This window comes from Streptomyces sp. 147326 (assembly GCF_045000215.1).
Lineage (GTDB): Bacteria > Actinomycetota > Actinomycetes > Streptomycetales > Streptomycetaceae > Streptomyces.
This window is the reverse complement of record NZ_CP134201.1, coordinates 1528385-1548736: the sequence shown is the minus strand read 5'-3', so window position 1 is coordinate 1548736 and position 20352 is coordinate 1528385. Positions and strand designations below refer to the sequence as shown.

Sequence of the window (20352 nt, the reverse complement as noted above, 5' to 3'; positions counted from 1 at the left end):
AGCCGGACGAACAGCCGAACAGCCAGAGAACCCCCACACCCATCTACCGCTCCGGAGGAGCCATGCAGATCGCCGTACTGCTCTACGACCGCTTCACCGCCCTCGACGCCATCGGGCCCTTCGACACGCTCGGGCGGCTGCCGGGCGCCGAGGTCGTGTTCGTGTCCGAGCGCCCCGGGCCCGTGCGGACGGACAACGGGTCGCTCGCGCTCGTCGCCGACAAGGCGCTCGGCGAGGTGACCCGGCCCGACATCGTCATCGTGCCCGGCGGGCCGCATCCGGAGGTGGAGATGAAGAACCCCGCCGTCATGGACTGGCTGCGGGCCGTCGACGCCACCAGTACGTGGACCACGTCCGTGTGCACCGGGTCGCTGCTGCTGGCCGCCGCCGGGCTGCTCGACGGGAGGCGGGCAGCCGGCCACTGGCTGTACCTCGACCAGCTGCCGCAGTTCGGTGCCGAGCCCACCGGGGAGCGGGTGGTCTTCGACGGGAAGTACGTCACCGCGGCCGGGGTGTCCTCAGGGATCGACATGGGCCTCACCCTGCTCGGCAGGATCGCGGGGGACGAGGTCGCCCAGACCGTCCAGCTGATGACCGAGTACGACCCCCAGCCGCCCTACGACGCCGGTTCGCCGGAGAAGGCGCCCGCCGGGCTCGTCGCCCGGCTGCGGGCGAACAACCCACTGGCGTAGGCCGGGGCGTCACCGTCGCGGGTCAGGGCGTCACCGCCTCACGGCGTCCAGGTGAAGCGGGGGGCCCGGCGCTCCAGGAACGCGGCGACGCCCTCCGCGGCGTCGCCGCTCACCGCCGCCTGGGCGTCCCAGTGCCCGTCCCGGTCCGTCCGGCCGTCCGCGAACTCCTTGGCCGCCGCCTGCGTCAGCTGCGAGCGCGAGGCCAGGATCCGGGTGAACTCGGCGACCCGCTCGTCCAGCTGCCCGGCCGGCAGCAGCTCGTTCAGGAACCCGGCGCGCAGCGCCTGGTCCGCGCCGATCAACTCCGCCGAGAAGAGGAGGTACTTGGCCCAGGCCGGGCCGACCAGGGAGGCCAGCCTCCGGGTGGAGGAGGCCGAGTAGACGATGCCCAGCTTCGCCGGGGTCACCCCGAAGGACGCGCCCTCCTCAGCGAAGCGCAGGTCGCAGGCCGCCGCCAGCTGGCTCCCGCCGCCCACGCAGAACCCGCGGATGGCCGCCAGCGTCGGCTTGGGGAAGGCGGCCAAGGCCTCCTCCGCCGTCACGGCGAGGGCCCTTGGGTCCTCGTCCCCGGTCAGCGAGGAGATGTCGGCGCCCGCGCAGAAGGTCGGTCCGGCCCCGGTCAGGACGAGCACCCGTACCTCCGGGTCGCCCGCCAGGCCGGTCAGCAGCTCCGGGAGCGCCCGCCACATCGAGGCGGTCATGGCGTTGCGCTTGGCGGGGTGCGAGACGACGACGGTGGCGACCCCGTCGGCGACCTTGTGCAGGAGGGTGGCGTCGAGGTCTGCGTCCATGCGCCGGATGCTATCCCGGGCGGCCAAACCCATGCTCAGGGGAGTCCGTCCGGGGGCTCGCCGTCGTCGTCGCCGCGACGTCGCAGGCCGTGCAGCCGCGCAGGATCGAACTTGGGGCTCGCGCTCGTCCAGGGAGCCTTCGGGGTCCTGCTGGGGATCCTGATCCTCTCCAGCTGGCCCGGCAACAGTCTGTACGTGATCGGAACCTTCTTCTCCCTCGCCCTCCTGTTCGACGGCCTGAGCCTCATCGCCCTGGGCATGGGAGCCCGGCGCATCCTGGGCTTGGTCAGGGAAGACGAGGAGCCGCGGGAGGCGGCCGCGGCGGACGGGGCCCGGGAGTCGGCCGCGAAGCGCTCGGCAGAAGATCAGGAACAGTCGAACAACTGACTCTGTCATACGCCAGTGGTCAGAATGTGTCCGATTGATGCTGACTTCTGGTCAGCAGTACGGTCCGGACCAGCAGGTTCCCCACTCTTGACGCGTGGAGACGATCGAGCGTGAAGACGGGGGACGGAAGATGGATGTCAGCGGGAGCGTCCCGCCAGCCAAGGAGGGGGAGCCGGAGGCTCCGGCCGACCCCCTCGCGTACGAGGGCGTGTGGAGGTTCACGGCGCCCGCGGTAGAAGAATCCGTTCCGCAGGCCCGCCGGGCGGTCCGGGACCTGCTCGGGCGCCAAGGGGTGCCGGCCCATCAGGACCTGGTGTACTCCCTGCTCCTGATCGTCTCCGAACTGGTGACGAACTCGGTCCGGCACGCCGCCCTCCTCTCGCCGGAGGTCGCGGTCGAGGTCGCGATCGGCCGCGAGTGGGTACGGGTGGCGGTCGAGGACAACCACCCGTACCGGCCCAAGGCGCTGGAGGCCGACTTCGGCCAGACCGGCGGCCGGGGACTGCTCCTCGTACGGGAGGTCACGCGGGAGGCCGGCGGGGTCTGCGACGTCGAGCACACCTCGACCGGCGGCAAGGTCATCTGGGCGGCCCTGCCGCTCGCCACCCCGCCGACCGCCGGCTGAGCGGCGGACGGCGCAGCGGCGGACGAGCGGGACGGCGTACGGGCAGGGCCCCCGGAGACCGGACAGCGGGACGGCGTACGGCTACCAGCCGGCCGCCTCGCCCGTCAGCTCGCGGATCGCGGGCCGCGCCGCGTCCAGCACGGTCATGAACCAGGCCGAGAACGGCACTTCGGCATGCCGCTTGGCCAGCTCCTCGGCGGTGACGAAGGCGGTGTCCTCGACCTCCTCCGGATCGGGCCGCACGACCGACTGCGCGAGTCCCACGAACAGGTGATTGAACTCCTGCTCCACCAGCCCCGACGCGGGGTCCGGGTGGTTGTAGCGCACCGTCCCCGCCTGCGCGAGCAGCGAGGGCGACAGCCCCAGTTCCTCGTGGGTCCGCCGGGCCGCGGCCGCGAACGGCGACTCCCCGGGATAGGGGTGACCGCAACAGGTGTTCGACCAGACGCCGGGGGAGTGGTACTTCCCGATGGCCCGCTGCTGGAGCAGCAGACGACCCTGCTCGTCGAAGAGGAACACCGAGAACGCCCGGTGCAACTGCCCGGGCGCCTGGTGGGCGGAGAGCTTCTCCGCCGTGCCGATGGTGTTGCCGGACTCGTCGACCAGTTCGAGCATGATCGGTTCTTGAGTACCGGTGCCGTTGGACGCGCTGTTCGCGGCGGTGGCTGGTGTGGTCGGCATACCCATCCTTCGCTTCGGACTTCGGCCTTCAGTCTGCCGTACAAAAGAGGCTTGTCCGCACTTCGCAGATCCGCGCATGTCCGCCCCCCGTCCCGTGCTAGGCGACGAGGGGCGGATCACATCACATGCGACATCACCGGACGTCGCGCAGGCGTCAGACCCCGAACGGGGCCGGGTACCTGATCGTTCCCGCCGGCACCGGAACGGAATCGTCCAGCACCAGCGCCATCATCGCCTCGTCCGGGACCTCGAAAGGTGCCCGGATCCCGAAGTGCGACGCCGGTGTGAAACCGAAGCGCGGGTAGTACTCCGGGTGCCCCAGGACGAGGACCAGCGACTCCCCGCGCTCCCGGGCCGCCGCCAGCAGGGCCCGTACGACCGAGCTGCCCGCGCCCGAGCGCTGTAGCGCGGGATCGGCCGCCACCGGTGCGAGGGCGAGCGCCGGGGCGCCGTCGACCTCGCACCGGGTCAGCAGGGCGTGCGCCGCCACCGATCCGTCCGGGCCCTCGGCCACGTACGAGAGCCCGGGCAGCCAGGCCGCGTCCGTGCGCAGCGCGTCCACGAGATCCGCCTCCAGCAGGGTCCCGAACGCCGCGAGGTGGACCTCCCGTACCGCGGCCACATCGGCCGCGGTCTCCGGGCGGGCGGGCCAGGCGTCGCCGTCCCCGGCCGTCACCGGGCTCAGGACGTAGCCCGTGTACCCGTACTCGTGCCCGTGCCGGGCCCGTACGTCGAGCTCCTCGCGGGTCGCTGCCAGGGCCGCGGCCATCGCGGGGGCGTCGGCGCCGGTGCCGGAAAGGGCACGGACCCGCTCGGCGAGCGGCCCGTAGTACTGGGCCCAGTCCGAGTCGGGCAGGTGGTGCACGCCGAGCACCTGGTACCCGGCGGCCTGGGCGGCCGCGAGGTTGCGGGCGGTGGTGCGCAGCGCGTAGTGCGGGTCCCAGAAGGCGCGGGCGCCCGCGGACGGCTCGGGCACCGTCCACTGGCACTCGGTCAGGACGAGGGTGCCGCCCGGGGCGAGCAGCCGCTTCCACCGCGCGAGCGCGGCGTCGAAGCCGAGGATGTAGGCGGAGCCCTCGGCCCAGACGAGGTCGAAGGAGCCGTCCTCGAAGTCCTCGCCCGTGAGCGCGCCCATGTCCGCCTCGACGGTGCGGACGCGGCCGGCGAGCCCGCGGGCCGCGGCGGCCGCGCGGAGCTCTTCGAGGAAGGGGGCGTGCAGGTCGACGGCGGTCACCTCGGCGCCGGCTTCGCCGCCCGCCTCGGCGGCGAGCAGCAGGGCGCTGCGGCCCGGACCGCAGCCCAGGTCGAGGACGCGCGGCCGCTCGGGCAGCGGTCCGCACAGGGACAGCAGCCTGCGGGTGCTCGCGTCGGAGCCCGGAGCCTGCCGGGGCAGGCCGTGGTGCAGGGCGAAGAACGCCTCGGTGAAGGCGTGGTCGGTGAAGGTGTTGGTGTCGGTCAACGTGAACCCTTGGAACGGGGGCTCCGGCCGACGAGGCCCAGCGGTGTGATCAGGCCCGGCCGGATGCCCGGAGGAAACGGGAAATGGGGATGCACCGGAGTTCGCTGCGCATGGCCGCGACCACTACGACGGTCATCAACCCACCTCTTTCCACTCGACACGTTCAGGGACGTGCCCACCGTAACATCCGGGCCGTTTGTGGTCCCGCGCCGTGATCACCGATGATGATCGCGACCCGGCCCGGGGCCGCGATATTCGGCTTATCGGGGCGTAAACGGGTGGTGAACCCCTGCTTCCATTCATCCGATAGCCTCTGCCGACGTGCCGCCGCCCCCCAGGCGCCCGTCCGGAATCCGTTACAAGGAGTGAGTTCGTCTGCCGACCGTCATCCTCACCGGCCTGCCGGTCCCCGGATCACCGCTCACGGACGAGCTGCGCTCCCTCGGCTTCGAGGTCCGCCCCGCCGGCGGTCCCGAGGACGCCGCCGCCGCACTGGCCGCCGTACCCGCCGACCAGCGGGTGGCCGTCGTGGACAGCGCCTTCGTCGGGCACGTGCACGCACTGCGCCTCGCACTGACCGATCCGCGCTTCGACGCCTGCGCCGTCACCGGCGCCCTCGCCGTCCAGCCCGGAGCCCGCAACGCCCTCGACAAGGCCGCCGTCGCGACCGGAGCGGACACCGGCGCCGCCGCCCCGTACGCGGACCGGCTCGCCGCCGCGGTCGAGGCCGCCGGGACCTCCGTCCAGCGCCCCGAACTGGGCACCCTCGTCGCCACGGTCCCCGCCGGTCCGGCGGAACGGGACGCGGCGACCGCCGCCGTCGCCGCCGTCGACGACGAGGCCGTGCGCCTGCGGACCGCCGTGAAGTCCCGCGACGGCTTCTTCACCACCTTCTTCATCAGCCCGTACTCGCGCTACATCGCCCGCTGGTGCGCCCGCCGCGGCCTGACCCCCAACCAGGTCACCACCGCCTCGCTGATCACCGCGCTGATCGCGGCCGGCTGCGCCGCCACGGGCGAGCGCTGGGGCTACGTGGCGGCCGGCGTGCTGCTCCTCGTCTCCTTCGTACTGGACTGCACGGACGGGCAGCTCGCCCGCTACTCGCTCCAGTACTCGACGATGGGCGCCTGGCTCGACGCCACCTTCGACCGCGCGAAGGAGTACTCCTTCTACGCGGGCCTCGCGCTCGGCGCCGCCAGGAACGGCGACGACGTCTGGGCCCTGGCCACCGGCGCCATGATCCTCATGACCTGCCGGCACGTCGTGGACTTCTCCTTCAACGAGGCCAACCACGACGCCACCGCCAACACGAGTCCCACGGCGGCGCTCTCCGACAGGCTCGACAGCGTCGGCTGGACCGTGTGGGTCCGGCGGATGATCATCCTGCCGATCGGTGAGCGCTGGGCGATGATCGCGGTCCTGACCGCCCTCACCACCCCCCGCATCGTCTTCTACGCCCTGCTCGTCGGCTGCGCCTTCGGCGCCCTCTACACCACCGCCGGCCGGGTCCTGCGCTCCCTGACCCGCAAGGCCACCCGCACCGATCGCGCGGCCCAGGCCCTCGCGGACCTCGCCGACTCCGGGCCGCTCGCCGAGCTCCAGGCCCGGCTGCTGCGCGGCCGCGCCGGGTCCTTCGGGTCCGTGTACGTGGCGGCCCTGGGCGCGGCGCTGATGATCGGGGCGGCCCTGTGGCTGCCGTTCGGCGACCCGCGGCTGATCGCCGGCGCGGTGATCTACGTCATGGCGTCCGGGCTGGCCGTCGCCGCGCCGCTCAAGGGCGCCCTGGACTGGCTGATCCCGCCGCTGTTCCGGGCCGCCGAGTACGTCACGGTCCTCGTGCTGGCCGCCAAGGCGGACGTCCCCGGAGCCCTTCCGGCGGCATTCGGCCTGATCGCGGCGGTCGCCTACCATCACTACGACACGGTGTACCGCATCCGCGGCGGCACCGGCGCGCCCCCGCACTGGCTGGTGCGGACGATCGGCGGCCACGAAGGCCGGGTCCTGCTGCTCACGGTCCTGGCGGCCGTCCTCGCCTCGCGCGAAGCGGACTTCCCCGTCGCGCTCACGGTCACCGCCGTGTTCGTGGCACTCGTGGTGCTCGTCGAGAGCATCCGGTTCTGGGTCTCCTCCGGAGCACCCGCCGTACATGACGAAGGAGAACCAGCATGATCGGCCTTGTACTCGCTGCCGGTGCCGGACGCCGTCTGCGTCCCTACACCGACACCCTGCCCAAGGCGCTCGTGCCGGTCGGCCCCGAGGGTGACGAGGAGAGCCTCACGGTTCTCGACCTGACGCTGGGCAACTTCGCCGAGGTCGGCCTGACCGAGGTCGCCATCGTCGTCGGCTACCGCAAGGAAGCCGTGTACGCCCGCCGCGAGGCCCTGGAGGCCAAGTACGGCGTCAAGATCACGCTGATCGACAACGACAAGGCCGAGGAGTGGAACAACGCCTACTCCCTGTGGTGCGCGCGTGACGTCCTCAAGCAGGGCGTGATCCTCGCCAACGGCGACACCGTCCACCCGGTCTCGGTCGAGAAGACCCTGCTCGCCGCCCGCGGCAACGGCCAGAAGATCATCCTCGCCCTCGACACGGTCAAGAACCTGGCCGACGAGGAGATGAAGGTCGTCACCGCCGACGGCAAGGGTGTCCAGAAGATCACCAAGCTGATGGAGCCCTCCGACGCCACCGGCGAGTACATCGGTGTCACCCTCATCGAGCCCGAGGCCGCCGAGCAGCTCGCCGAGGCCCTGAAGACCACCTTCGAGCGCGACCCCGACCTCTACTACGAGGACGGCTACCAGCAGCTCGTCAACGACGGCTTCACCATCGACGTGGCCCCCATCGGCGACGTCAAGTGGGTCGAGATCGACAACCACGACGACCTCGCCAAGGGCCGGACGATCGCATGCCAGTACTGACGAGGCTCATCCCCTCGCCCGTCGTCGTCGACATCAGTCGCGGGGCGATGGACGACCTGGCCGGCCTCCTGGCCGACCAGCGGATCTCCGCCTCCGGCAAGCTGGCCATCGCGATCAGCGGAGGCTCCGGCGTGGCGCTGCGCGCCAAGCTGGAGCCCGTACTGCCGCACGCCGACTGGTACGCGGTCGTCGACGGCACCATCGACTCCGCGGTGAAGCTGGCCGACGACATAAAGGGCCGCCGCTACGACGCCGTCGTGGGCCTGGGCGGCGGCAAGATCATCGACGTGGCGAAGTACGCCGCGGCGCGGGTCGGCCTGCCCATGGTGGCCGTCGCCACCAACCTCTCGCACGACGGCATCTGCTCGCCGGTGTCCATCCTGGACAACGACAACGGCCGCGGTTCCTACGGCGTGCCCACGCCGATCGCCATGGTGATCGACCTCGACGTCATCAAGGAAGCCCCGGTCCGGTTCATCCGCGCCGGCGTGGGCGACGCGATCTCGAACATCTCGGCCATCGCCGACTGGGAGCTCTCGCACGAGATCACCGGCGAGCCCGTCGACGGCCTGGCCGCCGCCATGGCCCGCACCGCCGGCCAGTCCGTGCTGCGCCACCCCGGCGGATGCGGTGACGACGAGTTCCTCACCGTGCTTTCCGAGGCCCTGGTCCTCACCGGCATCGCCATGTCGATCAGCGGGGACACCCGCCCCGCCTCCGGCGCCTGCCACGAGATCAGCCACGCCTTCGACCTGCTCTACCCGGGGCGCTCCGCGCTCCACGGCGAGCAGGTCGGCCTCGGCGCCGCCTTCGCGATGCACCTGCGCGGGGCCGCCGAGCAGTCCGGCCTCTTCACCGAGGTGCTGCGCCGGCACGGTCTGCCGGTGGCGCCCGAGGAGATCGGATTCAGCGTCGACGAGTTCGTCACGGCCGTCGAGTACGCCCCCCAGACCCGCCCGGGACGCTTCACGGTCCTGGAGCACCTCAACCTGTCCGCCGCCGAGATCAGGGACGCTTACGCCGACTATGCCAAGACCATCCGTAGCTGAACTCCGGCCCGTCGTGCACCCGGCGGGCGTCAAGGACCGGGTCAGCGGCGAGCACTGGGGCGGGCGCCTCTACATGCGCGAGATCTCCCTGCGCATCACCCGCCTCCTGGTCACCACCAAGGTCACGCCGAACCAGCTGACCTACGTGATGACCCTCGCCGGCGTCCTCGCCCTTCCGGCCCTGCTGGTGCCGGGCATCCTGGGCGCCGTCCTCGGCGTGGTCGCGGTCCAGCTCTACCTGCTGCTCGACTGCGTCGACGGAGAGGTCGCGCGCTGGAAGAAGCAGTTCTCGCTCTCCGGGGTGTACCTGGACCGGGTCGGCGCCTATCTGTGCGACGCGGCCGTCCTCGTGGGCTTCGGCCTGCGCGCGGCGGACCTGTGGGGCACCGGGCGGATCGACTGGCTCTGGGCCTTCCTGGGCACCCTCGCGGCGCTCGGCGCGATCCTGATCAAGGCCGAGACCGACCTGGTCGGCGTCGCCCGCCACCAGGCCGGCAAGCCGGTGGTCAAGGACGCGGCGGCCGAGCCGCGCTCGTCCGGCATGGCCCTCGCCCGCCGGGCCGCCGCCGCGCTCAAGTTCCACCGCCTGGTCCTCGGCATCGAGGCCTCGCTGCTCATCCTGGTGCTGGCCGTCCTGGACCAGATGCGCGGCGACCTGTACTGGTCCCGCGTCGGTGTGGCCGTTCTGGCCGGCATCGCGGTGCTGCAGACCGTGCTGCACCTGGTGTCGATCCTGGCTTCCAGCAGGCTCAAGTGACCGCCCCGATGCGGCTGGGCGCCGTGATCATCACCATGGGCAACCGGCCCGACGAGCTCAAGGCGCTCCTCGACTCGGTGGCCCGCCAGCAGGGCGACCCCGTCGAGGTGGTCGTCGTGGGACAGGGCGTCGAGGTCACCGGCTTGCCCGAGGGTGTGCGCAGCATCACGCTGCCCGAGAACCTGGGCATCCCCGGCGGCCGCAACGTCGGCATCGAGGCCTTCGGCCCCGGCGGCCGTGACGTGGACGCGCTGCTCTTCCTGGACGACGACGGGCTGCTGGAGCGCACCGACACCGCCGAGCTGTGCCGGCAGGCCTTCGCCGAGGACCCGGGGCTGGGGATCATCAGCTTCCGGATCGCCGATCCCGACACCGGTGTGACCCAGCGCCGGCACGTGCCGCGGCTGCGCGCCTCGGACCCGATGCGCTCCTCCCGCGTGACCACCTTCCTGGGCGGTGCCAACGCCGTCCGTACGAGGGTGTTCGAGCAGGTCGGAGCCTTGCCGGGGGAGTTCTTCTACGCCCACGAGGAGACCGATCTGGCCTGGCGGGCGCTCGACGCCGGGTGGCTGATCGACTACCGGGCGGACATGGTCCTGCTGCATCCGACCACTGCCCCCTCCCGGCACGCGGTCTACCACCGTATGGTGGCTCGTAACCGGGTGTGGCTCGCCCGCCGCAACCTGCCCGCTCCGCTGGTCCCGGTCTACCTGGGCGTCTGGCTCCTGCTGACGCTCGTACGCAGGCCCTCGGCACCGGCGCTCAAGGCCTGGTTCGGCGGATTCCGAGAGGGATGGACCACTCCCTGCGGACCCCGCCGCCCCATGAGATGGCGTACGGTCTGGCGGTTGACCCGGCTGGGCCGACCGCCTGTCATCTGACCAGCCCGCGTCTGGGAACATGGCGCGATCACGGGCCTCGCGCCACCAGCCTGATGCCCACCTGGCCGCATCTTGAGGACGAAAGTTTCAACTTGTGAGTGACACAACCCACGACGGCGCCCTCGCCACGAGCAAGCCGCCGTCCGAAGACGCGGGGCTGAGCTCCGCGGAGCTCGCCAGGAAGTACGGCCTGTCCGTCAGCGGTGCCCGGCCCGGTCTGGGCGACTACGTGCGCCAGCTCTGGGGCCGGCGCCACTTCATCATGGCCTTCTCCCGGGCCAAGCTGGTCGCGCAGTACAGCCAGGCGAAGCTCGGCCAGGTCTGGCAGGTGGCGACCCCGCTGCTGAACGCCCTGGTCTACTGGCTGATCTTCGCGCTGATCCTCGAGGCGGACCGCGGCATGCCGCGTGGGGTCTACATCCCCTTCCTGGTGATCGGGATCTTCGTCTTCACCTTCACCCAGAGCTCGCTGATGGCGGGTGTCCGGGCGATCCCCGGGAACCTCGGCCTGGTCCGCGCGCTGCACTTCCCGCGCGCCTCCCTGCCGATCTCCTTCTCGATGCAGCAGCTCCAGCAGCTGCTGTACTCGATGATCGTGGTGTTCGTGATCGTCATGGCCTTCGGGAACTTCCCGCAGCTGTCCTGGCTGCTGGTCATCCCGGTGCTGGTGCTGCAGTTCGTCTTCAACACCGGCCTCGCCATGGTCTTCGCACGGGCGGGCTCCAAGACCCCCGACCTCGCGCAGCTGATGCCGTTCGTCACGCGTACGTGGATGTACGCCTCCGGCGTCATGTTCTCGATCAGCGAGATGCTCAAGGACAAGCCCGCGTGGATCGCGGACGTGCTCCAGTGGAACCCCGCGGCGATCTACATGGACCTGATCCGGTTCGCGCTGATCGACGGCTACGGTCCGGAGAACCTGCCGCCGCACGTCTGGGCGTTCGCGGTCGGCTGGGCCGTCCTGATCGGCCTCGGGGGATTCGTGTACTTCTGGAAGGCTGAGGAGCGTTACGGCCGTGGCTGAGAACTCCAAGGGGCGCGTCCCCACCGTCATCGCCGACGACGTCCACATCGTCTACCGGGTCAACACCGGCAGTTCCGGCAAGGGCAGCGCCACCGCGGCGCTGAGCAAGATAATCCGCCGGGGCAAGGGCGACGCCCCGGGCGTCCGCCGGGTCCACGCCGTGCGCGGGGTCTCCTTCACGGCGTACCGCGGCGAGGCGATCGGCCTGATCGGTTCCAACGGCTCCGGCAAGTCGACCCTGCTGCGCGCCATCGCGGGCCTGCTGCCCTGCGAGGCCGGCAAGGTCTACACCGACGGCCAGCCCTCACTGCTGGGTGTCAACGCGGCGCTGATGAACGACCTCACCGGTGAGCGCAACATCGTCCTCGGCGGTCTCGCGATGGGCATGAGCCGCGAGCAGATCAAGGAGCGCTACCAGGGCATCGTCGACTTCTCGGGCATCAACGAGAAGGGCGACTTCATCTCCCTGCCGATGCGCACCTACTCCTCCGGCATGGCGGCGCGACTGCGCTTCTCCATCGCGGCGGCCAAGGACCACGACGTCCTGATGATCGACGAGGCCCTGGCCACCGGTGACCGCAGCTTCCAGGTGCGTTCGGAGAACCGCATCCGCGAACTGCGGGAGAAGGCCGGCACGGTCTTCCTCGTCAGCCACAACAACAAGTCCATCCGCGACACCTGTGACCGGGTGCTGTGGCTGGAAAAGGGCGAGCTCCTGATGGACGGGCCCACCGAGGAAGTCGTCTCGGCCTACGAGAAGGCCTCCAACGGCTGACCTCCGGGTCGCGCGGCGCCCGTCGAGGCGCTCGTCCGCTTCTCCCGAAGGCCCCCGCTGCCGTGCGTGGCGGGGGCCTTCGGCGTGCTTTCGCATTCCGCGGCGACATTCGACGCCGGAGGGAATACCCGAGAGGCCTCCGCGACGTTCTACAGCGTAAGCTGAAGCGGTCCTGAATCGCGGCAAGAGGGGACGATTCCCCGCAGGTGAACGGCCCTGGGGCAGCCCCGGCGAAAGCCCCGGCGGCGTGTCCGAAATGGGATGTATTGGGTCGGCAGTGTAGAACGGGAGATGTGACGGCAATGGCTACGGGAATTCTCCGGCCCCCAGGCACGACGGCCGTCCCCGCCCCTGGCGGCGGGCGGTGACCGCGGCGCACGGCATCCGGCCCCCGTCCGACACGGTCCACGTGAGCGCCACCCTCGACAAGGCATCGGCGGAGAACTTCCCCGTCGCCCCCGCTTTCCTTCCGCGCGCCTGGCGCGACGGGCTGATGGCCGTCTACGGGTACGCCCGCCTCGTCGACGACATCGGCGACGGCGACCTCGCCCCCGGCGGGCGCGACGCCGTACTCCTCGGCCTCGACCCGGACGCCGCCGACGACCGGCTCGCGATGCTCGACGCCCTCGAGGCGGACCTGCTCCGTGTCTTCAACGGTTCCGGCGGCCCGGCCGGCCCCCCGAGGCACCCCCTGCTCCTCGCCCTGCAGCCCGTGGTCCGCGCCCACGGGCTCACCCCCGAGCCCTTCCTCGGGCTCATCGAGGCCAACCGCCAGGACCAGCGGGTCACGCGCTACGAGACCTACGGGGACCTGGTCGGCTACTGCGAGCTCTCCGCGAACCCGGTCGGGCGCCTCGTGCTCTCCCTCACCGGCACCAGCACCCCCGAACGCATCCGCCGCTCCGACGCCGTCTGCACCGCCCTGCAGATCGTCGAGCACATCCAGGACGTCGCCGAGGACCTCGGCAACGACCGGATCTACCTGCCCGCCGAGGACATGCGGCGCTTCCACGTGAGCGAGGCCGATCTGGCGGCCCCGTCCGCCGGCGCGTCCGTACGCGCCCTGGTCGCATTCGAAACTGAGCGCGCACGCGAACTGCTGAATGAAGGCACCCCGCTCGTGGGTAGCGTGCACGGCAGACTCCGGCTGCTGCTCGCGGGCTTCGTGGGAGGAGGGCGCGCAGCCCTGCGAGCCGTCACGGCCGCCGGCTTCGACGTACTCCCCGGCCCGCCCAAGCCCACCAAGAGCGGCCTGCTCCGCGAGGTTGCCGCCGTCCTGCGCACAGCGCCGAGAAAGGGGTGAGCCCGACCGTGGAGGGCCCCACACACGCGTCCGCACCGGCTGCGATGTCCGCACCGATTTCGGCGGCCTACAGCTACTGCGAGGCCGTCACCGGTTCACAGGCGCGCAATTTCGCGTACGGCATCCGGCTGCTGCCCACCGACAAGCGGCAGGCGATGTCCGCGCTGTACGCCTTCTCCCGGCGCGTCGACGACATCGGCGACGGCACGCTGCCGCCCGAGGCCAAGCTGGCCCGGCTGGAGGAGACCCGCGCCCTGCTCGGACGGATCCTGGCCGAGGAGATCGACGAGGACGACACCGACCCGGTCGCCGTCGCCCTCGCGCACGCCGCCCGCCGCTTCCCGATCCCGCTCGGCGGCCTCGACGAACTCATCGACGGCGTCCTGATGGACGTCCGCGGCGAGACCTACGAGACCTGGGACGACCTCAAGGCCTACTGCCGCTGCGTCGCCGGCGCCATCGGCCGGCTCTCGCTCGGCGTGTTCGGCACCACGGCGGGCGCGGCCGACTCCGGGCGCGCCTCCGAGTACGCCGACACCCTCGGCCTCGCCCTGCAACTCACCAACATCCTCCGCGACGTTCGCGAGGACGCCGGCAACGGACGCACCTACCTGCCCGCGGAGGACCTCGCCAAGTTCGGCTGCTCGGAAGGCTTCCACGGCGACCGGGCGCCCGCCGGCTCCGACTTCGCCGGGCTGGTCCACCACGAAGTCCGGCGCGCCCGCGTCCTGTTCGTCGAGGGCTACCGGCTGCTGCCGATGCTCGACCGGCGCAGCGGCGCCTGCGTGGCCGCCATGGCCGGCATCTACCGCCGCCTCCTCGACCGCATCGAGCGGGAGCCGGAGGCGGTGCTGCGGGGCCGCGTCTCGCTGCCGCCGCACGAGAAGGCGTACGTCGCCGTCCGCGGCCTGTCCGGCCTCGACGCGCGCACCATCTCCCGCCAGAGCACGCGGAGGCGGCCCTGATGGCACCGATCACCCTGCCCCCGGCGACGGCTCCGGGAGCGGTCCCGGCGTGCGCGGCCGCCGCGCCGTACCGGGCCGCGCGGGCCGGCTCCACGAGTGCGCCCGTCACCCCGCGCGGCGCGGGCGCGTCCGGCGTTCCGGAGGCCGTAGCCGCCGCGGGGCGCCCGCGCCCGGCGGGCCGTCGCGGCCGGGACGGAGCCCGGGCAACCACCGCGGCTGCGGGCGCGTCTCTTCCGGCGGACTCCGGCCCTGCCGGGCGGGCCGCCGCACACGGGGCGGCCTCGCCCGCCCAGGACCGACCGGCCGGCCCGGAGGGCGACCGCACCACGGGGGAGGGCGCATGACCGGCACCGACCAGCACGCCGTCGTCGTGGGCGGCGGCCTCGCCGGGGTCACCACCGCCCTCGAACTCGCCGACGCAGGGCTCCGCGTGACCCTGCTGGAGGGCCGCCCCCGGCTCGGCGGGCTCGCCTTCTCCTTCAAGCGCGGCGACCTCGACGTCGACAACGGCCAGCACGTCTACCTGCGGTGCTGCACCGCCTACCGGTGGTTCCTCGACCGCGTCGACGGCGCCGCCCTCGCCCCCCTCCAGGACCGGCTCGACGTACCCGTCCTCGACGTGGCCCACCCCGGCGGCCCGCGCCTGGGACGGCTGCGCCGCAGCGCCCTGCCCGTGCCCCTGCACCTGGCCGGGTCGCTGGCCCGCTACCCGCACCTGTCCCTCGCCGAGCGCGCGAGCGTCGGCCGCGCCGCCCTCGCGCTGCGCCGCCTCGACCCCGCCGACCCGGCCCTCGACGGCCTGGACTTCGCGACCTGGCTCGGCCGCTACGGCCAGAGCCCGCGCGCCATCGAGGCCCTGTGGGACCTCGTCGGCATCGCCACCCTGAACGCCACCGCCGCCCAGTCCTCGCTGGGCCTGGCCGCCATGGTGTTCAAGACCGGCCTGCTCTCCGAGAACGGCGCCGCCGACATCGGCTGGGCCCACGTACCGCTGGGCGACCTGCACGACGGCCTCGCCCGCAAGGCCCTCGACGCGGCCGGCGTACGGACCGAGCTGCGCACCCGGGTCACGGGCATCTCCCGTACCGCCGAAGGGAACTGGCGGATCGACACCGAGGACGAGTCCCTCGACGCCGGGACCGTCGTCCTCGCCGTCCCGCAGCGCGAGGCACACGGACTGCTGCCGGCCGGCGCCCTCGCCGACCCCGACAAGCTCCTCGACATCGGCACCGCGCCCATCCTCAACGTCCACGTCGTCTACGAGCGCAAGGTGGTCAGGCAGCCCTTCTTCGCGGCGCTCGGCTCCCCGGTGCAGTGGGTCTTCGACCGCACCGAATCCTCCGGGCTCCCCGACGGCGGCCAGTACCTGGCGCTCTCCCAGTCCGCCGCCCAGGACGACATCGACGAGCCCGTCTCGGTCCTGCGCGCCAAGTACCTGCCCGAGCTGGAGCGGCTGCTCCCCGCCGCTCGGGGCGCCAAGGTACGGGACTTCTTCGTCACCCGGGAGCGGACCGCCACCTTCGCCCCCACCCCCGGGGTCGGCCGGCTGCGCCCCGGGGCGCGCACCGACACGCCGGGGCTCTACCTGGCCGGTGCGTGGACCGCCACCGGTTGGCCCGCGACCATGGAGGGCGCCGTCCGGAGCGGAATGAGCGCGGCGCACGCCGCACTCGCCGCGCTCGGCCGCCACCGCGACCACCCTCTGCAGGAGGCGGCATGACGCTCACCACGAGCACGACGAGCACGACCAGCAACACCGGCACAGCACCTACAGGAACAAGAGGAGAGCCAGTGAACCCGGGGAATCCGGCCGTCGAGAACACGGATGCCAGTGTGGGCACGGCCGGAAGGGGCGCGGAGAAGGCGGACACGATCGCCCTCCTGGAGCGCGGCCGCACACTGTCGACCCCCGTGCTCCGCGCGGCCGTGGACCGGCTCGCCGCGCCCATGGACACCGTCGCCGCCTACCACTTCGGCTGGATCGACGCCCAGGGCAACCCGGCGGACGGCGACGGCGGCAAGGCCGTACGCCCCGCCCTCGCGCTGCTCTCCGCCGAAGCCGCGGGCGCCGCGGCCGAGGTCGGCATCCCCGGCGCCGTCGCCGTCGAGCTCGTGCACAACTTCTCGCTGCTGCACGACGACCTGATGGACGGCGACGAGCAGCGCCGCCACCGCGACACGGTGTGGAAGGTGCACGGACCGGCCCTCGCGATCCTGGTCGGCGACGCCCTCTTCGCCCTCGCCAACGAGGTGCTGCTGGAGCTCGGCACCGTCGAGGCCGGCCGGGCGACCCGCCGGCTGACCACCGCCAGCCGCAAGCTCATCGACGGCCAGGCGCAGGACATCTCCTACGAGCACCGCGAGCGCGTCAGCGTCGAGGAATGCCTGGAGATGGAGGGCAACAAGACCGGCGCGCTCCTCGCCTGCGCGGTCTCCATCGGCGCGGTGCTCGGCGGCGCGGACGACCGTACGGCCGACAAGCTGGAGGAGTACGGCTACCACCTGGGCCTCGCCTTCCAGGCCGTCGACGACCTGCTCGGCATCTGGGGCGACCCGGAGGCCACCGGCAAGCAGACCTGGAGCGACCTGCGCCAGCGCAAGAAGTCCCTGCCGGTCGTCGCCGCCCTCGCGGCCGGCGGTCCTGCCTCCGAGCAGCTCGCCGAACTGCTCGCCGCGGACGCCAAGGCCAGCGACTTCGAGAACTTCTCGGAGGAGGAGTTCGCCGCCCGCGCGGCGCTCATCGAGGAGGCCGGCGGCCGCCAGTGGACCGCCGACGAGGCACGCCGCCAGCACGCCGTGGCGATCCGGGCCCTCGACGACGTCGACATGCCGCAGCGGGTGCGCGAACAGCTCGTGGACCTCGCCGACTTCGTCGTCGTGCGCAAGAGGTGATCGCCACCCGACAGCGGATATGAATCGCGAGTCGCCGGCCGGAGCCGCCATCTGAGCGTGGCGCGCACCGGCCGACGGCAGACCCCAGCACAGCACAGGACACTGTTCTAAGGGGAAGCCATGACAGCGACGACCGACGGCAGCGCCGAGGGCGCTGCCGCTGGCAGCGAATCAGCCCCGGGCCTCCCGGTGGCTCCCGGCGTGGGGCACGCCCGCGGCCCGTCCGCCGAAGCGGGGCCCCCGGCCCCGCCCCGCGCAGGCCGGCCCGGCCTGCAGGCCGAATACGGCGACGCGCCGGGCGCCGCCGGCCCGCGGGCCGAATACGGCTCGCGCGGCACGCCCGCAGCGGACGGCGGCCGGGTGCGCGTGAGCCCGCTCGGGGACCGGCCCGGCGCGGCGCGGGCGCCGGGCGCCGCACCGCCCGACTTCGCCCCGGAGGCCGACCCGCCGGGCGAGCCCGGTGGCCGCGTGCGCGTGAGCGTGCTCGCGGGCGCGCCCCCCGGACCGGACCGGGCGGGACCGGACCGGGCCGCCGCGGACCTGCCCGAGCCGCCGTACGGCGCCCCGCCGGGCGTGTACGAGGCCACCGCGCGGGCGGCCCGGCACCTGCTGGAGCGTCAGGACGCCGAGGGCTGGTGGAAGGGCGACCTGGAGACCAACGTCACCATGGACGCGGAGGACCTGCTGCTGCGGCAGTTCCTCGGCATCCGGGACGAGGCCACCACCCACGCCGCGGCCCTGTTCATCCGCGGCGAGCAGCGGGAGGACGGCACCTGGGCCACCTTCCACGGCGGCCCGTCCGAACTGTCCGCCACCATCGAGGCCTACGTCGCGCTGCGCCTCGCCGGGGACGCGCCGGACGCCCCGCACATGGCCCGCGCCTCGGCCTGGATCCGGGCCCACGGAGGGATCGCCGCCGCCCGCGTCTTCACCCGGATCTGGCTGGCGCTCTTCGGCTGGTGGAACTGGGACCACCTGCCCGAACTCCCGCCCGAGCTGGTGTTCCTGCCGTCCTGGGTGCCCCTGAACATCTACGACTTCGGCTGCTGGGCCCGCCAGACCATCGTCCCGCTCACCGTGGTCTCCGCACTGCGGCCGGTCCGCCCGGCCCCCTTCGCCCTCGACGAACTGCACGCCGACGCACGGGTGCCGAACCCCGCCAGGCGCCCCGCCCCGCCGACCAGCTGGGAGGGCGCCTTCCAGCGGATGGACAAGGCCCTGCACGTCTACCGGCGGTTCGCCCCGCGCCGGCTGCGCAAGGCCGCCATGGCCACCGCCGGCCGCTGGATCGTCGAGCGGCAGGAGAACGACGGCTGCTGGGGCGGGATCCAGCCGCCCGCCGTGTACTCCGTCATCGCCCTGCACCTGCTCGGCTACGACCTCGGGCACCCCGTGATGCGCGCCGGACTGGAATCCCTGGACCGCTTCGCGGTGTGGCGCGAGGACGGCGCCCGGATGATCGAAGCCTGCCAGTCCCCGGTGTGGGACACCTGTCTGGCCGCGATCGCCCTCGCCGACGCGGGCCTGCGCCCCGACCACCCGGCACTGGTCAAGGCCGCCGACTGGATGCTCGGCGAGGAGATCACCCGCAGCGGGGACTGGGCGGTGCGGCGGCCGGGGCTGGCCCCCGGCGGCTGGGCCTTCGAGTTCCACAACGACACCTACCCCGACATCGACGACACCGCCGAGGTCGTCCTCGCACTGCGCCGGATCCGGCACCCCGACCCGGCCCGGGTCGAGGCGGCCATCGCCCGCGGCGTGTCCTGGAACCTCGGCATGCAGTCGAAGAACGGCGCCTGGGGCGCCTTCGACGCCGACAACACCAGCCCCTTCCCGAACCGGCTGCCCTTCTGCGACTTCGGCGAGGTCATCGACCCGCCCTCGGCCGACGTCACCGCCCACGTCGTGGAGATGCTCGCCTTCGAGGGCCGGGCGGGCGACGCCCGGACCCGGCGCGGCATCGCCTGGCTGCTCGCCGAACAGGAGCCGAACGGCGCCTGGTTCGGCCGCTGGGGCACCAACTACGTCTACGGCACCGGGTCGGTGATCCCGGCGCTCACCGCGGCGGGCATCTCCCCCGGACATCCCGCGATCCGCCGGGCCGTGCGCTGGCTGGAGACCGTACAGAACGAGGACGGCGGGTGGGGCGAGGACCAGCGTTCCTACAAGGACCCGTCCTGGGCCGGCAAGGGGGCCTCCACCGCCTCGCAGACCGCGTGGGCGCTGATGGCCCTCCTGTCGGCCGGCGAGCGGGACGGCAAGGCCGTCGAACGGGGCATCGGCTACCTGACGGAGACGCAGCGGGAGGACGGCTCCTGGGACGAGCCGTACTTCACGGGCACCGGCTTCCCCTGGGACTTCTCCATCAACTACCACCTGTACCGGCAGGTGTTCCCGCTGACCGCGCTCGGCCGCTACCTGTACGGGGAGCCGTTCGCCCCGGGCGGGGGCCTGTGATGTCCGCCGTGCCGGAGCGGACCGAGGGGGACCGGGCCCGGAACCCCGACCCGCTGCTGGTCGCCTGCGCGCTGCGCATCGAGCAGGCGGCGCTGCGCAGCGCCGGGCCCGGGGCGGCCCGCGGCCCGGCCGGGGGCTACTCCCTGCTGCGTACGGGGATGGGCCCGCGCGCGGCCGGGCGTGCGGTCGTCCGGGCACTGGACCGGCCCGGGATGGACCGGGCCGCCGTCCTCGCCACCGGGTTCTGCGCCGGGCTGCTCCCCGGCATGCACCCCGGCGACCTGGTCGTCGCCGAGGAGACCCGGGACCCGCAGGGGTCCGTCACCTGCACCGGCACCGCCCTGCTCGCCGAGGCACTGGCCCGGGCCGCACCGGGCCGGACCGTGCACACCGGCGCACTGACCGGATCCGACCACGTCGTCCGCGGCCAGGAGCGCGCGCAGCTGCGCGCCACCGGCGCCATCGCGGTCGACATGGAGTCCGCGGCCACCCTGTGGACCGCCACCCGTGGAGGCCCCTGCCCGGGCGGCGGCCGCCCGGTTGCGGCCGTCCGGGTGATCGTGGACGCTCCGGAGCATGAGCTCGTCCGTATCGGCACGGTTCGCGGGGGAATATCGGCCTTCCGCGTTCTGCGTGCCGTACTGCCCGCGTTTTACGAATGGCACCGTTCTTTGCTGCTCCCCAGGAGGTGAGCCA

Annotated in this window: 21 protein-coding genes; 17 read left to right on the top strand and 4 right to left on the bottom strand. The window is 72.8% G+C overall.

Annotated elements, in window-relative coordinates; translation table 11 throughout:
* Positions 1-62: 62 nt before the first annotated feature.
* Positions 63-692 carry a DJ-1/PfpI family protein gene (locus RIU97_RS07085; RefSeq protein ID WP_404954253.1) on the top strand — a complete coding sequence of 210 codons (630 nt, stop codon included), beginning with the start codon at positions 63-65 and terminating at the stop codon, positions 690-692.
* A 38-nt stretch (positions 693-730) separates the two neighbouring features.
* Here RIU97_RS07085 and RIU97_RS07080 read toward each other — a convergent pair whose 3' ends face one another.
* Complete coding sequence (locus RIU97_RS07080) at positions 731-1483, bottom strand: enoyl-CoA hydratase/isomerase family protein (protein WP_404954251.1); 753 nt, start codon at positions 1481-1483, stop codon at positions 731-733.
* A 111-nt stretch (positions 1484-1594) separates the two neighbouring features.
* Here RIU97_RS07080 and RIU97_RS07075 point away from each other — a divergent pair, with 111 nt between their 5' ends.
* Both RIU97_RS07075 and RIU97_RS07070 read left to right on the top strand, forming a co-directional pair.
* Entirely contained in the window at positions 1595-1870 is a 276-nt protein-coding gene (locus RIU97_RS07075) for a hypothetical protein (protein ID WP_404954249.1), read from the top strand.
* A gap of 130 nt (positions 1871-2000) precedes the next feature.
* On the top strand, positions 2001-2495 hold the full coding sequence (locus tag RIU97_RS07070; protein ID WP_404962779.1) for an ATP-binding protein: 495 nt from the start codon (positions 2001-2003) through the stop codon (positions 2493-2495).
* 81 nt (positions 2496-2576) lie between these two features.
* On the opposite strand, the gene idi is transcribed toward RIU97_RS07070, so the two are convergent.
* The 3 genes from idi to RIU97_RS07055 form a co-directional block, all read right to left on the bottom strand.
* Positions 2577-3176 (bottom strand): isopentenyl-diphosphate Delta-isomerase, encoded by a 600-nt coding sequence (gene idi / locus RIU97_RS07065; protein ID WP_404954247.1) that lies wholly within the window; start codon positions 3174-3176, stop codon positions 2577-2579.
* Positions 3177-3330: 154 nt separating this feature from the next.
* Complete coding sequence (locus RIU97_RS07060; RefSeq protein ID WP_404954244.1) at positions 3331-4635, bottom strand: GNAT family N-acetyltransferase; 1305 nt, start codon at positions 4633-4635, stop codon at positions 3331-3333.
* Between the two features lie 414 nt (positions 4636-5049).
* The gene (locus RIU97_RS07055; RefSeq protein WP_404954242.1) at positions 5050-5193 is read right to left on the bottom strand and encodes a hypothetical protein; all 144 of its coding nucleotides are present in this window, start codon (positions 5191-5193) and stop codon (positions 5050-5052) included.
* Here RIU97_RS07055 and RIU97_RS07050 point away from each other — a divergent pair.
* The 14 genes from RIU97_RS07050 (at position 5188) to RIU97_RS06985 (ending at position 20348) form a co-directional block, all read left to right on the top strand.
* The gene (locus tag RIU97_RS07050; protein WP_404954240.1) at positions 5188-6804 is read left to right on the top strand and encodes a DUF5941 domain-containing protein; all 1617 of its coding nucleotides are present in this window, start codon (positions 5188-5190) and stop codon (positions 6802-6804) included. The genes RIU97_RS07055 and RIU97_RS07050 overlap by 6 nt on opposite strands.
* Entirely contained in the window at positions 6801-7553 is a 753-nt protein-coding gene (locus tag RIU97_RS07045; protein WP_362797909.1) for a phosphocholine cytidylyltransferase family protein, read from the top strand. Before RIU97_RS07050 ends, RIU97_RS07045 begins: the two co-directional genes overlap by 4 nt.
* Positions 7541-8602, top strand: a complete 1062-nt coding sequence (locus tag RIU97_RS07040) for an iron-containing alcohol dehydrogenase family protein (protein WP_404954238.1) — start codon at positions 7541-7543, stop codon at positions 8600-8602. The genes RIU97_RS07045 and RIU97_RS07040 overlap by 13 nt, the downstream gene beginning before the upstream one ends.
* Entirely contained in the window at positions 8580-9359 is a 780-nt protein-coding gene (locus RIU97_RS07035) for a CDP-alcohol phosphatidyltransferase family protein (RefSeq protein WP_404954236.1), read from the top strand. Before RIU97_RS07040 ends, RIU97_RS07035 begins: the two co-directional genes overlap by 23 nt.
* A gap of 8 nt (positions 9360-9367) precedes the next feature.
* A complete protein-coding gene (locus RIU97_RS07030; RefSeq protein ID WP_404962778.1) occupies positions 9368-10240 on the top strand; it encodes a glycosyltransferase family 2 protein in 873 nt (290 codons plus the stop codon).
* 94 nt (positions 10241-10334) lie between these two features.
* Positions 10335-11264 (top strand): ABC transporter permease, encoded by a 930-nt coding sequence (locus RIU97_RS07025; protein WP_404954234.1) that lies wholly within the window; start codon positions 10335-10337, stop codon positions 11262-11264.
* Complete coding sequence (locus tag RIU97_RS07020; protein WP_030712860.1) at positions 11257-12039, top strand: ABC transporter ATP-binding protein; 783 nt, start codon at positions 11257-11259, stop codon at positions 12037-12039. Before RIU97_RS07025 ends, RIU97_RS07020 begins: the two co-directional genes overlap by 8 nt.
* A gap of 364 nt (positions 12040-12403) precedes the next feature.
* The gene (gene hpnC, locus RIU97_RS07015) at positions 12404-13342 is read left to right on the top strand and encodes a squalene synthase HpnC (RefSeq protein WP_404954232.1); all 939 of its coding nucleotides are present in this window, start codon (positions 12404-12406) and stop codon (positions 13340-13342) included.
* A gap of 44 nt (positions 13343-13386) precedes the next feature.
* On the top strand, positions 13387-14307 hold the full coding sequence (gene hpnD, locus RIU97_RS07010) for a presqualene diphosphate synthase HpnD (RefSeq protein WP_404954230.1): 921 nt from the start codon (positions 13387-13389) through the stop codon (positions 14305-14307).
* On the top strand, positions 14307-14651 hold the full coding sequence (locus tag RIU97_RS07005) for a hypothetical protein (protein ID WP_404954228.1): 345 nt from the start codon (positions 14307-14309) through the stop codon (positions 14649-14651). The genes hpnD and RIU97_RS07005 overlap by 1 nt, the downstream gene beginning before the upstream one ends.
* Positions 14648-16027, top strand: coding sequence for a hydroxysqualene dehydroxylase HpnE (gene hpnE / locus RIU97_RS07000; RefSeq protein WP_404954226.1), 1380 nt, complete (start codon positions 14648-14650; stop codon positions 16025-16027). Before RIU97_RS07005 ends, hpnE begins: the two co-directional genes overlap by 4 nt.
* Positions 16024-17199, top strand: coding sequence for a polyprenyl synthetase family protein (locus RIU97_RS06995; RefSeq protein ID WP_404954224.1), 1176 nt, complete (start codon positions 16024-16026; stop codon positions 17197-17199). Before hpnE ends, RIU97_RS06995 begins: the two co-directional genes overlap by 4 nt.
* A gap of 120 nt (positions 17200-17319) precedes the next feature.
* Positions 17320-19656, top strand: a complete 2337-nt coding sequence (gene shc / locus RIU97_RS06990) for a squalene--hopene cyclase (protein ID WP_404954222.1) — start codon at positions 17320-17322, stop codon at positions 19654-19656.
* The gene (locus RIU97_RS06985) at positions 19656-20348 is read left to right on the top strand and encodes a 1-hydroxy-2-methyl-2-butenyl 4-diphosphate reductase (RefSeq protein WP_404954220.1); all 693 of its coding nucleotides are present in this window, start codon (positions 19656-19658) and stop codon (positions 20346-20348) included. The genes shc and RIU97_RS06985 overlap by 1 nt, the downstream gene beginning before the upstream one ends.
* The last annotated feature ends 4 nt before the right edge of the window (positions 20349-20352 follow it).

Coding starts and splice junctions, on each gene's coding strand:
- RIU97_RS07085 (WP_404954253.1), top strand. CDS start 63: ATGCAGATCGCCGTACTGCTCTACGACCGCTTCACCGCCCTCGACGCC.
- RIU97_RS07080 (WP_404954251.1), bottom strand. CDS start 1,483: ATGGACGCAGACCTCGACGCCACCCTCCTGCACAAGGTCGCCGACGGG.
- RIU97_RS07070 (WP_404962779.1), top strand. CDS start 2,001: ATGGATGTCAGCGGGAGCGTCCCGCCAGCCAAGGAGGGGGAGCCGGAG.
- idi (WP_404954247.1), bottom strand. CDS start 3,176: ATGCCGACCACACCAGCCACCGCCGCGAACAGCGCGTCCAACGGCACC.
- RIU97_RS07045 (WP_362797909.1), top strand. CDS start 6,801: ATGATCGGCCTTGTACTCGCTGCCGGTGCCGGACGCCGTCTGCGTCCC.
- RIU97_RS07040 (WP_404954238.1), top strand. CDS start 7,541: ATGCCAGTACTGACGAGGCTCATCCCCTCGCCCGTCGTCGTCGACATC.
- RIU97_RS07035 (WP_404954236.1), top strand. CDS start 8,580: ATGCCAAGACCATCCGTAGCTGAACTCCGGCCCGTCGTGCACCCGGCG.
- RIU97_RS07030 (WP_404962778.1), top strand. CDS start 9,368: ATGCGGCTGGGCGCCGTGATCATCACCATGGGCAACCGGCCCGACGAG.
- hpnD (WP_404954230.1), top strand. CDS start 13,387: ATGTCCGCACCGATTTCGGCGGCCTACAGCTACTGCGAGGCCGTCACC.
- RIU97_RS07005 (WP_404954228.1), top strand. CDS start 14,307: ATGGCACCGATCACCCTGCCCCCGGCGACGGCTCCGGGAGCGGTCCCG.
- hpnE (WP_404954226.1), top strand. CDS start 14,648: ATGACCGGCACCGACCAGCACGCCGTCGTCGTGGGCGGCGGCCTCGCC.
- RIU97_RS06995 (WP_404954224.1), top strand. CDS start 16,024: ATGACGCTCACCACGAGCACGACGAGCACGACCAGCAACACCGGCACA.
- shc (WP_404954222.1), top strand. CDS start 17,320: ATGACAGCGACGACCGACGGCAGCGCCGAGGGCGCTGCCGCTGGCAGC.
- RIU97_RS06985 (WP_404954220.1), top strand. CDS start 19,656: ATGTCCGCCGTGCCGGAGCGGACCGAGGGGGACCGGGCCCGGAACCCC.